This window comes from Acidiluteibacter sp., assembly GCF_055129545.1.
Genome location: NZ_JBSRUB010000018.1, coordinates 52,673 through 65,351, shown reverse-complemented (window position 1 = coordinate 65,351; position 12,679 = coordinate 52,673). Strand labels below are relative to the sequence as shown.

The 12,679-nt window shown below is 36.1% G+C and carries 12 protein-coding genes; 5 read left to right on the top strand and 7 right to left on the bottom strand.

Translation table 11 applies throughout. The annotated features are described in order from the left end of the window. Positions 1-1,236, bottom strand: a 1,236-nt coding sequence (egtB, locus tag ACTB0X_RS10355; RefSeq protein ID WP_463024944.1) for an ergothioneine biosynthesis protein EgtB, incomplete at its 3' end; no start/stop codon positions are given. A gap of 515 nt (positions 1,237-1,751) precedes the next feature. On the opposite strand from egtB, the gene ACTB0X_RS10350 reads away from it, so the two are divergent. After that, entirely contained in the window at positions 1,752-1,961 is a 210-nt protein-coding gene (locus ACTB0X_RS10350) for a YgaP family membrane protein (protein ID WP_463024943.1), read from the top strand. On the opposite strand, the gene ACTB0X_RS10345 is transcribed toward ACTB0X_RS10350, so the two are convergent. Then, positions 1,958-3,724 (bottom strand): ABC transporter ATP-binding protein, encoded by a 1,767-nt coding sequence (locus ACTB0X_RS10345; RefSeq protein ID WP_463024942.1) that lies wholly within the window; start codon positions 3,722-3,724, stop codon positions 1,958-1,960. The two genes, ACTB0X_RS10350 and ACTB0X_RS10345, sit on opposite strands and share 4 nt — an antisense overlap. A 14-nt stretch (positions 3,725-3,738) precedes the next feature. Further along, positions 3,739-4,488 carry a tRNA pseudouridine(38-40) synthase TruA gene (gene truA, locus ACTB0X_RS10340; protein WP_463024941.1) on the bottom strand — a complete coding sequence of 250 codons (750 nt, stop codon included), beginning with the start codon at positions 4,486-4,488 and terminating at the stop codon, positions 3,739-3,741. Between the two features lie 115 nt (positions 4,489-4,603). On the opposite strand from truA, the gene ACTB0X_RS10335 reads away from it, so the two are divergent. After that, entirely contained in the window at positions 4,604-5,350 is a 747-nt protein-coding gene (locus ACTB0X_RS10335) for an META domain-containing protein (RefSeq protein WP_463024940.1), read from the top strand. A gap of 77 nt (positions 5,351-5,427) precedes the next feature. On the opposite strand, the gene ACTB0X_RS10330 is transcribed toward ACTB0X_RS10335, so the two are convergent. The 4 genes from ACTB0X_RS10330 to ACTB0X_RS10315 form a co-directional block, all read right to left on the bottom strand. Further along, a complete protein-coding gene (locus ACTB0X_RS10330; RefSeq protein WP_463024939.1) occupies positions 5,428-7,503 on the bottom strand; it encodes a dipeptidyl-peptidase 3 family protein in 2,076 nt (691 codons plus the stop codon). A 70-nt stretch (positions 7,504-7,573) separates the two neighbouring features. Next, entirely contained in the window at positions 7,574-8,251 is a 678-nt protein-coding gene (locus ACTB0X_RS10325) for a hypothetical protein (protein WP_463024938.1), read from the bottom strand. Further along, positions 8,252-9,343 carry a tRNA 2-thiouridine(34) synthase MnmA gene (mnmA, locus tag ACTB0X_RS10320; RefSeq protein WP_463024937.1) on the bottom strand — a complete coding sequence of 364 codons (1,092 nt, stop codon included), beginning with the start codon at positions 9,341-9,343 and terminating at the stop codon, positions 8,252-8,254. A gap of 5 nt (positions 9,344-9,348) precedes the next feature. Further along, a complete protein-coding gene (locus tag ACTB0X_RS10315) occupies positions 9,349-10,131 on the bottom strand; it encodes a toxin-antitoxin system YwqK family antitoxin (RefSeq protein ID WP_463024936.1) in 783 nt (260 codons plus the stop codon). Between the two features lie 154 nt (positions 10,132-10,285). Between ACTB0X_RS10315 and ACTB0X_RS10310 the strand changes: the two genes are divergently transcribed. The 3 genes from ACTB0X_RS10310 to ACTB0X_RS10300 all read left to right on the top strand — a co-directional run bounded on the left by ACTB0X_RS10310 (position 10,286) and on the right by ACTB0X_RS10300 (position 12,605). Further along, positions 10,286-10,699: a 6-pyruvoyl trahydropterin synthase family protein gene (locus ACTB0X_RS10310; protein ID WP_463024935.1), complete on the top strand. Its 414-nt coding sequence runs from the start codon at positions 10,286-10,288 to the stop codon at positions 10,697-10,699. 28 nt (positions 10,700-10,727) lie between these two features. Continuing rightward, positions 10,728-11,351, top strand: coding sequence for a GTP cyclohydrolase I FolE (gene folE / locus ACTB0X_RS10305; protein WP_463024934.1), 624 nt, complete (start codon positions 10,728-10,730; stop codon positions 11,349-11,351). 513 nt (positions 11,352-11,864) lie between these two features. Continuing rightward, positions 11,865-12,605, top strand: coding sequence for a Bax inhibitor-1/YccA family protein (locus ACTB0X_RS10300; RefSeq protein WP_463024933.1), 741 nt, complete (start codon positions 11,865-11,867; stop codon positions 12,603-12,605). Positions 12,606-12,679: the final 74 nt, after the last annotated feature.

Genomic DNA, 12,679 nt, shown 5'->3' with positions numbered 1-12,679 from the left:
TGCCAATCGGAAACCATTATATAACCACCGCAATTGAGGGTGGAAGAAGTTCCGATAAGATATCCTGAAATGATCTTTTGGAGTGGCAATTGAACCTCCTCGAAGTACCAGTTGATTAATCTTAAACTTGCCATTGTATTCACCCAATGCTCCATCCGGTGGAGTGTAGTTTGGATAAGGTCGATAAGCACTGTTGGTCCATTCCCAAAGAGAGCCAAAATAATGTTGTCCTTCTTCCGATTGCACCGCTGGAGTCAATCGACCACTTTCTACAAAGCCATGCTCTTCAATCTTTCCCCATTTTTTTGCTGCAACCTCCCATTCAAATTCAGTGGGCAATCGCATTCCTTTCCACCGGGCATAGGCATCTGCTTCAAAAAAGCTGATGTGGGTAACTGGTGCTTCTAATTCTATTGGTTGCATTCCTGACAATGTGTAGTTGTGCCATTCCCCATTTATTTTGTGCCAATATTCAGGTGCTTTTATTTGATTGGTATTTACCCAATCCCATCCTTCGGCTAACCAAAATTGAAAAAAAGCATATCCACCTGCTTCTATAAATTCTAAATATTCTCGATTGGTTACTAATCGATTGGAAATTTCAAAAGGATTTAAATACACTTTATGCACTCCTTTCTCATTGTCAAAATGAAAAGTTTCTCCTTCATGTCCAATGGTATAAACGCCCTCCTCTATGCTTTCAAAAGTCATTGGAGTGGCTTTTATGTTAGATTCAAGAGTATTTTTTTCTTCCAAATAAGCAGGGAACAATGGATTATTTCCCAAAATATATTTGATGTCATACATCAATAATTCTTGATGCTGTTGTTCGTGATTCAATCCCATTTCAAGAATAAAATGCACATTTTCTTGTTTCCCTTTTTCTGATTGAATTAATTGCTCCATGTGTAAATTCACATGTGCTCTATATTGATAAACTTCTTCTGTGGTTGGTCGGCTTAAATTTCCACGATCGGTTCGTAATACCCTTGCCCCAACACTTTCGTAATAACTATTAAACACATAATTAAAATCATCGTGATACAACGAGTAGTTGTCCAAAAAAGGAACCAACAGAAAATTCTCGTAAAACCAAGTGGTGTGTCCTAAATGCCATTTGGGTGGACTTACATCAACTATTGGCTGAACTACATAATCCTCCGTCTTAAGAGGTTTACATATTTGTTCTGTCCGGGAACGAATCGTTTTGAATCGATTCAAAAAATGGTCTTGCATAATGTGTTAACGGCTAATAAAAGCAATTGTTCAATTGTGAATAATCAGCAAAATGAATTTCTTTTGATAAAAAACACAAATTACCCATATTCTTACGGTTTAAAAAGTTCAGTACCTCCCAAATTAAAACTTTTAAAAAGAGAATTACTTTAATACATCAAAAAATAATAAAACTCAAATTATAATTAAATCATTCTTTCTTTTGGCTTGACCCAAAATGAAACAAAAAGTCAAGTCTTTGAATAAAAAGAATCTTACCTCTTCTTAAAACTTAAGTTCAGTGGAGTGATTTCCTCTTAAAATCGGAACTTCTCCATTTCTCTAAAGTTTCAATTTGAGCCTCAATTCATTTTCTTCAAGGACATTCCTAAAAATAAATCATTTGAAAGAAAAAACACAAATTACCCATATTCTTACGGTTTAAAAAGCATAATGGTTTTCATTTAAAAAAAATTAACTTAGTGGTTCGGTTTAAAACCTCATCAATAACCGCTCACATTAAAAAAGTCAATCACATGAAATCTAACGTTGGAAAATTTGATAGAATTATCAGAATATTAATCGCTGCCATAACTTCTACTTTATACATCACTGGAATAATTTCAGGAACGCTAGGAGTTGTATTGTTGATTGTTGGTGGCGTATTATTGCTAACATCAGTAATTAACTTTTGCCCACTCTATAAAATTGCAGGAATAAATACTTGCAAGGTTAAAAGCAATTAATACACGACAGACTCCTTGAACTGTAATTCGAAAAGTTTACGATAATGTCCATCATTGGCCAATAAGTCTTGGTGGCTACCTTGCTCAATGATTCTTCCTTTTTCCAAAACAATGATCTTGTCTGCTTTTTGAATGGTGGATAAACGGTGTGCAATCACAATAGATGTTCGTCCTTTTGTTAGCACATCCGTCGCTTTTTGAATCAACAATTCTGATTCAGTATCTATGGAAGAAGTGGCTTCGTCCAAGATTAAAATTTTCGGCTTGTGCACATACGCTCTAATAAATGAAATCAACTGACGTTGTCCAACGGATAGCATTCCTCCTCGTTCACGAACATCATAATCATAACCACCTGGTAATTTAGAAATAAAGTCGTGTGCTCCTACCGATTTCGATGCTTCTATCACCTCTTCAATACTGATGTCGTTATTGTTCAGCGTAATATTATTATATATGGTATCGGAGAACAAAAATACATCTTGCAAAACCACCGACATACTTGTACGTAATGAAGGCACCGTATAGTTTCTTATATCTATTCCATCTACCTCAATTACTCCCTTTTGGAATTCGTAGAAACGACCCAATAAGTTAATTGTAGAAGTTTTTCCTGATCCGGTAGCGCCAACAAAAGCAACCGTCTCCCCTTCTTTTACGGTAAAAGAAACATCTTTTAATACGTAGTCCTCATCAATATAGGCAAACCAAACATTCTTAAAAGTAATATCGCCCTTCACAGAATCAGCTTCAATAGTCCCCGTATCTTCGATGGAAGATTCTGTGTCCAACACTTTAAATACTCGCTCTGAACTCACCATTCCCATTTGAAGGGTATTGAATCGATCAGCCAGCTGACGAATAGGTCGATACAACATATAGATGTACAAAATAAATTGAAACAGCACTCCAATTGTGACTCCACTTCCTTCTTTCACCACTTCACCAGTTCCCCACCACACTAATAGCGCCAACGAACCAGCAGACAACATATCGACCACCGGAAAAAATACACTGTACGCCCAAACCGTTTTAATGTGTGCATTTCGGTGCTTTTTATTGATGTCCTCAAATCGAGACATTTCTAACTCTTCTCGGTTGAAGATTTGAATAATCTTCATTCCAGTCACATGTTCTTGAACAAAAGCGTTCAATTTAGAAACTTGAGTTCTCACGTCTTGAAAGGCTGACTTAATCACTCGTTTGAAAACAGAAGTAGAGGCAATTAGAATTGGAATCGGAATCAAACAAATCAAGGTCAGCATCCAGTCGGCATAAAGCATAACGCCTATCACCACTACCAATTTCAGAATGTCGCCGATAATTTCTAATAATCCTTGAGAAAATACATCAGCTATGGTTTCAATGTCTGACACTACACGGGTAACCAAAGTCCCTAAAGCGGTGTTGTCAAAATATTTTAATCGGAATCGAGTGACCTTTTGATACAGTTGAGTTCTCAAGTCTTTTATTACAGACTGTCCCAACCAAGAAGTTAAATAGGACTGAAAAAACTGCACGATGGCTTCTGCAATTAACACTCCGATCAAAATCATCGTCATGTTCCATAACCCTTCCATGTCACCACTCATCAACTCTTCATCGATAATTTGCTGAATCAGCATCGGCCGAATTGGTGCTGCAAATGCCAACAAAATCGTTAAAAAAGCAGTCAAGTAAAAGACGCCTTTATAAGGTTTTACAAATCCTAAAACCCTTTTTAAAATGGGTAAATCGAGGGCTTTTCCAGAAACTTCACTCATGGATGCAAAGTTATTTAATTAAAAGGTTGAATCGGGTATTCTACCCAACTTAGATATAAACCACAAGCTGGAACAGATGTTCCTGCTAATGACCTGTTTTTTGACTGTATAATCTGATGAAGATCATTTATTTCAAGTTTCCCTGCACCAATTTCCAACAAAGTACCCACAATGGCTCGAACCATATTCCGCAAAAACCGGTTGGCGGTAATGTGAAAAATTAAACCATCTTCGGTTTTTTCCCAATAGGCCACTTTTATGTCGCAGTTATTAGTAAAGGTCTGGGTATGCGATTTACTAAAACAAGAAAAATCCTCGTATTCAAAAAGAATCTTCGCCGCCTCATTCATTTTTTCGATAGCTAACTCCTGATTAAGGTAATAGGATCGATCCAATTTAAATGGATTCTTGATTTGATGCAAATGGTATTCATAACTTCTAGCAGTTGCAGAAAATCGAGCGTGAAGGTCATCTGCAACCTCAACTATTTGTTGAATAGCGATGGAATTTGGTAATAAACTATTGACTTTATATGCCAATTTATCCAGTTCTGTAATTGACTCCTTAAACTCGAAATGAGCCACCATCATCTTCGCATGCACTTGAGCATCGGTTCTTCCTGCACCATAAACTTCAATAGAAGTCCTTAAAATAGTTGATAACGCCTGTTGAATTTCATCCTGAACAGAATGTGCATTCTTTTGGATTTGCCAACCATGAAAAGTGGTTCCATCAAACGAAAGTTGAATAAAATAGCGTGTCATGAATCAATAAGTTCAACCACAAAATTAACCTTACTAATTGAGTTGATTGTTCCCGATGGGCTAAAAATTGTGTTAGAAGTTGTAATTTCATCCCCAAATAAAATAGTCTCATCACATGAAGAATTGGAAAACACTTATTATCGCACTTAGTTTATTTGCTTGTAAATCTGCAGAAGTTGTGACAGAGAAAAAAGTAGAAGAACCTAAAGGGTATAACATTGACAAACCAGTAAAAGCAACGGCCAATCAAGGTAACGAATGGAAGATTTGGTTTTTTACTGACAATACTGCCACCTTTGTAAAAAACGAAGATGTAATATTTGAAAATCGTGAAGTATTAACTAGCCGAAATAAACAAGGCAATGAACAAATTCTTAAGATTCACGATGAGGAACGAATTAAAATGGTCATCAGAAATGAAAAATGTTTTGATGAAGAAACAAATGAAACACTTTTCCAGTCAATTACTTTGAGCTATGAAAGTGATCAATTTACAGTTTGCTACAAAACGAACTCAGAAAGGTTTGAAGATTCAGAAAAATGGGACCTGACTTTTATTACTGGGTTAGAACGACAACTAATTTATGATTTGCCGAATCGTCCTTTTGTTCAGATCAATTCAGAAAAGAAAAGTATTTCTGGAAACAACAGTTGCAATAATTTTAATGGCTCTTATAAAGCGAAAGCAGGAAAAATAAGTTTTGGCCCATTGGTTCAAACAAAAATGGGTTGCCCTGACAATCATATAGAAGGTGAATTTATGGAAGCATTATCGAGAAGTACTAATTTTGTGAGAGAAGATTATTTATTGAAATTTCTAGAAGGCGAAGATGTGCTGCTAGAGTTTAGGTTATCAGAATAATCAAAAGACTATCAAATAAAAAAACGCCGATTTAGCAATGCTAAATCGGCGTTTTTGTTCATCTACTTTTCCAATGATTAATTGTAATTCGGCAAGAACGAATATTTCTTTCCGTAATACATCATTTGCTCTTTAAAGCTCATTGGGTATTCTACTTTAACATCGGTTATGTTTCCATCAGCATCCATTTCTGGTGTTAACACCGGATTGATAAATCCACCGTAAGCTGCTTGATTCAATGCCTCATAACGATCCAACACTTCTTGGTGCAATGCAGCATCTACTTGAACTCCATATGTTTCAACTAAGTTTTTTCCTGCTTCATAATCACCTTCACTTTTGATGCGTTGTAATTCACGCAATAAATCTCCAAACAGCACTCTTAACTTACCGTAATCGTTTACCACAAAATACGTTTTACCGTCTTTCATTTTCTTTTCAATTACGTTGTCAGCTTTCCCTTTTTCAAATGCCCATCCAGCTACTAACTGACGATTACGCATGTGCGCTTCTTCAATTACTTCACCTTTTTTGATTCTTCTCAATTGCAGCATCATTCCATTTCGGATATAATCGTCGTAAGCAGCTTTACCTACTTCATCAGAATCTACCAATCCCATTTCAATCAATTTTGCATCTGGTAAATAGTACAATGCCACTAAATCTGCACGACCTTCTTCTAAAGTAGAGGCATAATTTTTCAACGTTTCTTTAGGCGTTCCGATTCCATCATTAATCACACCTGAAGCATGACCAATTACTTCATGTAAATCAGTATGTAGCATATCTGCTAATGAACCATGCTGCTTTTGACGATCAATTTCTTCTTGATTGAAAGCAAACTCAGCCAATGCACTTTTTCCTTCTTTCGCTGCCATTTCATAAGCATGAACGATGTTTCCTAAGTTTACTGATTTAGAACCGTGCTCTTGACGAATCCAGTTGTTGTTTGGCAAGTTTATCCCAATCGGAGTAGAAGGCGAAGCATCTCCACTTTCCATCACTACAGTGATTACTTTTCCAGTAATTCCCACTACATTTTTCTTTTTATGTTCTGGCATTAATGGAGAATTGTCTTCAAACCATTGCGCTTCTGAACCTACTGCAGCAATTCTCTTCGTCGCTTCTTCATCTCTAAATGATATGACAGATTCAAAAGAACCTTTATAACCCAATGGATCATTATAGACTTCAATAAATCCATTTACGGCATCTACGCTAGCTGAAGTATCACCTACCCAAGAAATGTTGTACAAATCCCAATCAGTCACTTTTCCACTTTTGTAGTAATTTACTAATTTTTGGAATGTTTCTGCTTGGTGAGGAGTTTCTGCAACTGCTATTGCTTTTTCCAACCAGAAAACAATTTTCTCGATAGCTTGAGTATACATTCCTCCTACCATCCATTTTTTCTCTACTACATTTCCATTCTCTTTTACCATTTTAGAATTCAAACCATATTCTGGTTGATTTCCATCTTTTGGCATTTTTGAGAAATAAGCTTCTACTTCTTTCTGTGTTACTCCTTCGTAAAAGTTAATTGCAGAAGCAGCAACTAAATCTCCTTCCGAATCAGATGATACTTTTTTAGGTGCGATGGTAGGATCAAACATAATTGGAATCAAACGATCTGCCAATTCCACCGCAGTTTCTCCATTGCTCAATGGCAATTTGTCGCCATCCAATGCGGTAATTTGTTCTTTGAAAAACTCTTTTGAGAATTCAGGCATCAATTTCTCATTGCCATAATGGTGATGAATTCCATTTGAGAACCAAACTCTTTTGGTATACACCATAAAGTTTCTATAATCCTCAGAAGCAGTATCACCTGCATAATTCTCAACAATGGCTTCTAAACTTCTTCTAATGGTTAAGTTGTGTTTGAAGTTTTGGTCGTACATAATATCACGACCTGCAATAGCTGCTTGTGATAGGTAATACAACAATTCCTTTTGTTTCAATTCTAGATTTTCCCATCCAGGAATTTGGTAACGAACCAACTTTAAATCAGCAAATTGTTCTGACAAATACTGAAAGTCAGGTGATTCTGTTTTTACTTCTTCTACCACAGTCTCTTCTTGCTTTGGGGCTTCACCACAAGCAGTTAAGATGGCAAAAGTTACAGCCGTAACTGCAAAAGCTATCTTCTTCATATTAAAATTAAAATTTGATTTAAGTCGCTAATTTAAGCGGTTTGGAAGTATAAAAAAAGGCAGAAGGAATTTATTCCTTTCCTTTCTCTATCAAATAAAAGGTATAATCAACCCCACGAACGATTTTTCCGTTGACTTCAGTCCTTAAATCCTGAAATTTACGATAGACTAACCCATAATTCCTGCTGTAATTTTCGGCGTTGTATCGTTTCTCAATTAAGTTTTCTTCATCTTGAGTCACCACAGTAATCGTTGAGTCAAAACTCAACGCTCCATTATTGAAATTAGATTGCACTTTGGTGATTTCTGCAACCACTGGGTCAAGTGTGTTTTTATAATTGATGTCCCATTTCAACTCTTCTTCTACTGGAAATATCAATTGCACAATGGTTTGATTTTCTTCCACTCGAATAAATTGGTTGACTGTTTTATAAGCTACCCATACGTTCTTAATCTTCCAATTTTGATTGGAATTGTTTCGCTGAAAACGTTCAATTCGATAACCAGTTTCTCCGCCCAACAATTCGTAAGAAGAATCAACCAATTCCTTCAATTGAAAATGAAAAGTATCCACTCGATTGGCAAAATCATCGTAATAAATGGAGTCAATCTGGTAAATGAAATAATCACCAACATTCAGTGGAGCATAATTGTAACCAAAATCCAATTCTGTATTATTCTCTTCCTTTTTGCAACCAAAAAAGAAAAGCACCAATATTAGTATAGAATAGAATCCTGTTTTTTTCATTTATTCGCTGATAAAACCTCCGCCTAGTAAATCACTCCCTTCATAGAATACAGCAGATTGTCCAGGTGCTATTCCTTGCACTTCTGCAAAGAAATCAACCTCTAATTCATTGTCTGCAGTATACTTTACTTCTGCCATTGCGCCGGCATCTTTGTACCTAATTTTAGTTAGAATCTCTGTTCCTTCAGGCAATCGATCGTATTTACCCAAGTTTGGATTTTTAACCTTCATGGTTCTTCGATTCAAATCATCTTTACTTCCTAATACCACTGAGTTATCAGATGCATTAATTCGGATAACATATAGTGGATCTCCAACAGCAATCCCCAATCCTTTTCGTTGACCAATGGTGTAAAATGGATAGCCTTCGTGCTGTCCCAAAATATTCCCTTGCATGTCAATAAAGTCGCCGCCTTTCACTTTTTCCTCTAATCCATCCACTTTTCTTTTGATGAATCCACGGTAGTCGTTGTCGGGTACAAAACAAATCTCGTAACTCTCCGATTTTTTGGCCAATTCTTCATGACCTCTATCCAATGCCATTTGACGAATGGCTTTCTTTGTGAATTTACCTAACGGAAAAATGGTTCGAGCCAAAGCTTTTTGAGTCAATCCCCAAAGCACATAAGACTGGTCTTTGGTTTCATCCAACCCTTTTGAAACGACATATCTTCCATTTTCTTGACGCACATTGGCATAATGCCCGGTTGCAATAAAATCACAACCCAACTGATCTGCTCTTCTTAGCAGCGCGTCCCACTTGATGTGCGTATTACATAAAACACACGGATTTGGCGTTCTTCCTGCCATGTATTCTCCAACAAAATTATCAATGATATAATCACCGAATTCCTCTCGAATATCTATAATCATGTGGTGAAAACCGTATTCCACTGCGAGTATTCTAGCATCATTGATATCATCCAAACTGCAGCAACCTGTAGTTTTGCTGCTCCCACCAGAACTTGCATAATCCCATGTTTTCATGGTGACACCAATCACTTCATATCCTTCTTCATGCAATAATAAAGCAGTTACAGAACTATCAATTCCACCACTCATTGCTACCAACACTTTTCCTTTCTTGCTCATTTCTTCTAATCGTACTTTATTCGTCCTTTCAGATCTTCTAATTCTAATGTTTCTTTTCTTTGGCTCTTTACTACTTCAGGAATTTCTAAATCTTTTGATGGATTATTCAACGCTTTCCCATCTTTATAGTCCACCATTTTATCAACGGTTCCATTTGGATTGTAATAAATCCATTTCCCATTGCGCATGGATTTTTTATAAAACCCTTTTAATTGTTTGTTGCCGTTTTCATCATAAAAAGTAGTCAACCCTTCTTTAAACCCATTTTCAAATTGAGTTTCTTCTTTAATGTTTCCGTTTTCGTAATAAGACCGATAGTCATCTACCTCAATATCGTTTCTATATTGAACTTTCTCTGCCACCTTTCCGTTCGGAAAATAAGTTTCCCAATTTCCAGTCTTCGCACCATTTACATAACCTCCTTTAGTGACCAATATTCCTTCAGCTCCGTATGTATTCCAAACACTATCTTTCTGTTGCTTGTGGTATCTCCCTTCTGCCATGATATCACCCGTAGAGTAATACATTTTTGCATAGGCGTAATCCTTTTTTAAATGAACCATTAACGTTTGTAATTTACCGTCAGGATAATAGTAGTAAAAGGTGTCAACAGGAATATCATTCTTAAAATGCCCCACATACCTCAACTTTCCAGTTTTGTAATAATCTTTCCAAAGCCCAGTTTTATTTCCTTGAGCGTCTTTTCGATTAATCGGAGTTCCTTCCTGAGAAATCCCAGAAGCAGAAAACAAAAACAGAAGTAGAATTGTTGTTATAAAATGTTTCATAATAGGGTGCAAATTTAATAATAAACGATGAGCCCTTTACAAATTTTAGTCCATTCCAGAATGGATTGATGAGTAGTTGACATCATGGCAAATAAACCAACGGCTTTAGCGGCTTGAATTGTATATTTGCAAACCAATTTTATAGAAAAATAAAATGATACGAATTACCAGAAGAGAACGATTTAGTGCAGCCCACAGATTGGCGAAAGACGAGTGGAGCTTGGAAAAGAACTATGAAGTTTTTGGAAAATGCGCAAACCCTAACTGGCATGGGCACAATTATATTCTTCACGTTACTGTGGAAGGTGAAGTGGATGAATTGACAGGCTATGTAATCGATTTATCGGAGTTGGGCAAAATAGTGAAGGAAAGAGTCATCAAATATGTAGATCACAAAAACCTGAACCTAGATGTTCCTTTTTTTAAAGGAGTAATGACCTCTGCTGAAAATATTGCGATTAAGTTTTGGGAGCAACTGGAGCAACCAATCAGCGAATCAGGCGCAAGATTGCAGTGTGTCAAAATACAAGAAACAGAAAATAACTATGTAGAATATTTTGGCAAGTAACCAAAATAGTTAACCTTTATACTTTAGAATGGATACATCATTTGAAAATCAAACTGAAGCTTACAGAAAAGTGGAAAATTACAACGAAGAGAAAATTAATAGAATTGCATCACATTATTCTGAAATAATTACTGAACTCGGAGAAGATGTAAATCGAGAGGGAATTTTAAAAACTCCTGAACGTGTGGCAAAAGCCATGTCTTATTTAACGCACGGCTATGACCTTGACCCAGCAGAGATATTAAAGTCTGCTATGTTTCAAGAAGATCACAACCACATGGTAATTGTAAAAGACATTGAGATTTATTCCATGTGCGAGCACCACATGTTGCCTTTCTTTGGAAAAGCACACATTGCCTATATTCCAAATGGATGGATTGTTGGATTGAGTAAAATACCAAGAGTCGCCGATGCTTTCTCAAGAAGATTACAAGTACAAGAGCGTTTGACAGATCAAATTAAATCGTGTATTCAAGATACTTTAAATCCTTTAGGTGTAGCAGTAGTAATCGAAGCCAAGCATTTGTGCATGCAAATGAGGGGAATTCAAAAACAAAATTCAGTAACAACCACCTCATCATTTACAGGTGAATTTGAAAAAGACGCAACAAGAAAAGAATTTATCCAATTGATTAGTTCAAAGTTGCATTAATCAATTTAAAAAATAGTTGAAAGCCGTTTCTTTTTGAGACGGCTTTTTTTGTTTGGACTGAATTGTCATTTAAAAAAAGTGCTACATTATTTTAGAATAATTTTAAAGACAAACAATGAGTTTATGTCACCCCTTTCGGGGTTTGTATTGTTTTCTAAAATTTCCTTCTATAATCATGTCATCCCTTCGGGATTGATTAGCTTAAAAATTAACAAAAACTGCTTTTCATTTAATTCTGAATTCTTTGGTTTTTGTTTATCACATTGATTTCTTTTATAGGTTACTAATCCCGAAGGGATGATACGATTCTAGAAAATAAATTAGGATTAATAGACCAAAACCCTGAAAGGGTGACATACCAATGGAAGCAACAAAAACGCTGCTTCAAAACAACGATTCTTAAAACAACAACCATATTTCTGCTAAAATCATCCATTAAATTTTGTTAAGGACATGTGATGTTTGAATTTATAGAAGCACTTTGATTAATTTAGCAGCAAATTAAACACGATTATGAAAGATTTTAGAAATTTCGATAGCAATGTGCAGAGTGCACAAGCAAGTTCTGCGACTGGTTCATTGGCAAAAACTTTTATGGCCAACGTATTTACCTACATGGCCGGCGCAATGGCAATTACAGGAGTAATCGCCTATGCTTTTGGTACAAGTCCAGCTTTATTGAGTTACTTAATTAATCCTGAGACGGGCGGCATGTCTATCTTTGGTTATGTGGTCATGTTTGCGCCATTGTTGATGGTTTTTGGAATGTCAATGGCTTTTAACAAATTATCTTCTTTTGTTCTGCTGATGCTCTTTGTGGTATTTTCCGTTTTAATGGGAATGAGCATGAGCTTCATATTTTTAGCCTATACCGGTTCTTCCATTGCTGCAACATTTGGAATCACTGCAGGAACCTTTGCGACTATGGCCGTTTTGGGTTACACTACCGATACAGATTTGACCAAATTTGGCGGAATTCTTTACATGGCGTTAATTGGAATCATCATCGCATCTGTGGTGAATATGTTTATGGGCAGTGAAACGATGGAATTCATCATCAGCATTGCAGGTGTTTTAATCTTTACAGGATTAACGGCTTATGATGTACAAAAGCTAAAAAGAATAGGTTCAGGAATTGAATACGAAGGTCAAGAATCAAGTAATAAGTTGGCGATAATGGGGGCATTGACCCTTTATCTTGATTTTATCAACTTGTTCTTATTCCTACTGAGATTCATGGGAGATAGAAAATAAATCAAAAAATAAATCGAATTATATGAAGAGATTGGAGCAGCATTGTTCCAATCTTTTTTTATTTTGCAGTAGAA

Bases quoted from the DNA above. Each gene is read 5' to 3' on its own strand.
- ACTB0X_RS10350 (WP_463024943.1), top strand. From the start codon at position 1,752: ATGAAATCTAACGTTGGAAAATTTGATAGAATTATCAGAATATTAATC.
- ACTB0X_RS10345 (WP_463024942.1), bottom strand. From the start codon at position 3,724: ATGAGTGAAGTTTCTGGAAAAGCCCTCGATTTACCCATTTTAAAAAGG.
- truA (WP_463024941.1), bottom strand. From the start codon at position 4,488: ATGACACGCTATTTTATTCAACTTTCGTTTGATGGAACCACTTTTCAT.
- ACTB0X_RS10335 (WP_463024940.1), top strand. From the start codon at position 4,604: ATGAAGAATTGGAAAACACTTATTATCGCACTTAGTTTATTTGCTTGT.
- ACTB0X_RS10330 (WP_463024939.1), bottom strand. From the start codon at position 7,503: ATGAAGAAGATAGCTTTTGCAGTTACGGCTGTAACTTTTGCCATCTTA.
- ACTB0X_RS10325 (WP_463024938.1), bottom strand. From the start codon at position 8,251: ATGAAAAAAACAGGATTCTATTCTATACTAATATTGGTGCTTTTCTTT.
- mnmA (WP_463024937.1), bottom strand. From the start codon at position 9,343: ATGAGCAAGAAAGGAAAAGTGTTGGTAGCAATGAGTGGTGGAATTGAT.
- ACTB0X_RS10315 (WP_463024936.1), bottom strand. From the start codon at position 10,131: ATGAAACATTTTATAACAACAATTCTACTTCTGTTTTTGTTTTCTGCT.
- ACTB0X_RS10310 (WP_463024935.1), top strand. From the start codon at position 10,286: ATGATACGAATTACCAGAAGAGAACGATTTAGTGCAGCCCACAGATTG.
- folE (WP_463024934.1), top strand. From the start codon at position 10,728: ATGGATACATCATTTGAAAATCAAACTGAAGCTTACAGAAAAGTGGAA.
- ACTB0X_RS10300 (WP_463024933.1), top strand. From the start codon at position 11,865: ATGAAAGATTTTAGAAATTTCGATAGCAATGTGCAGAGTGCACAAGCA.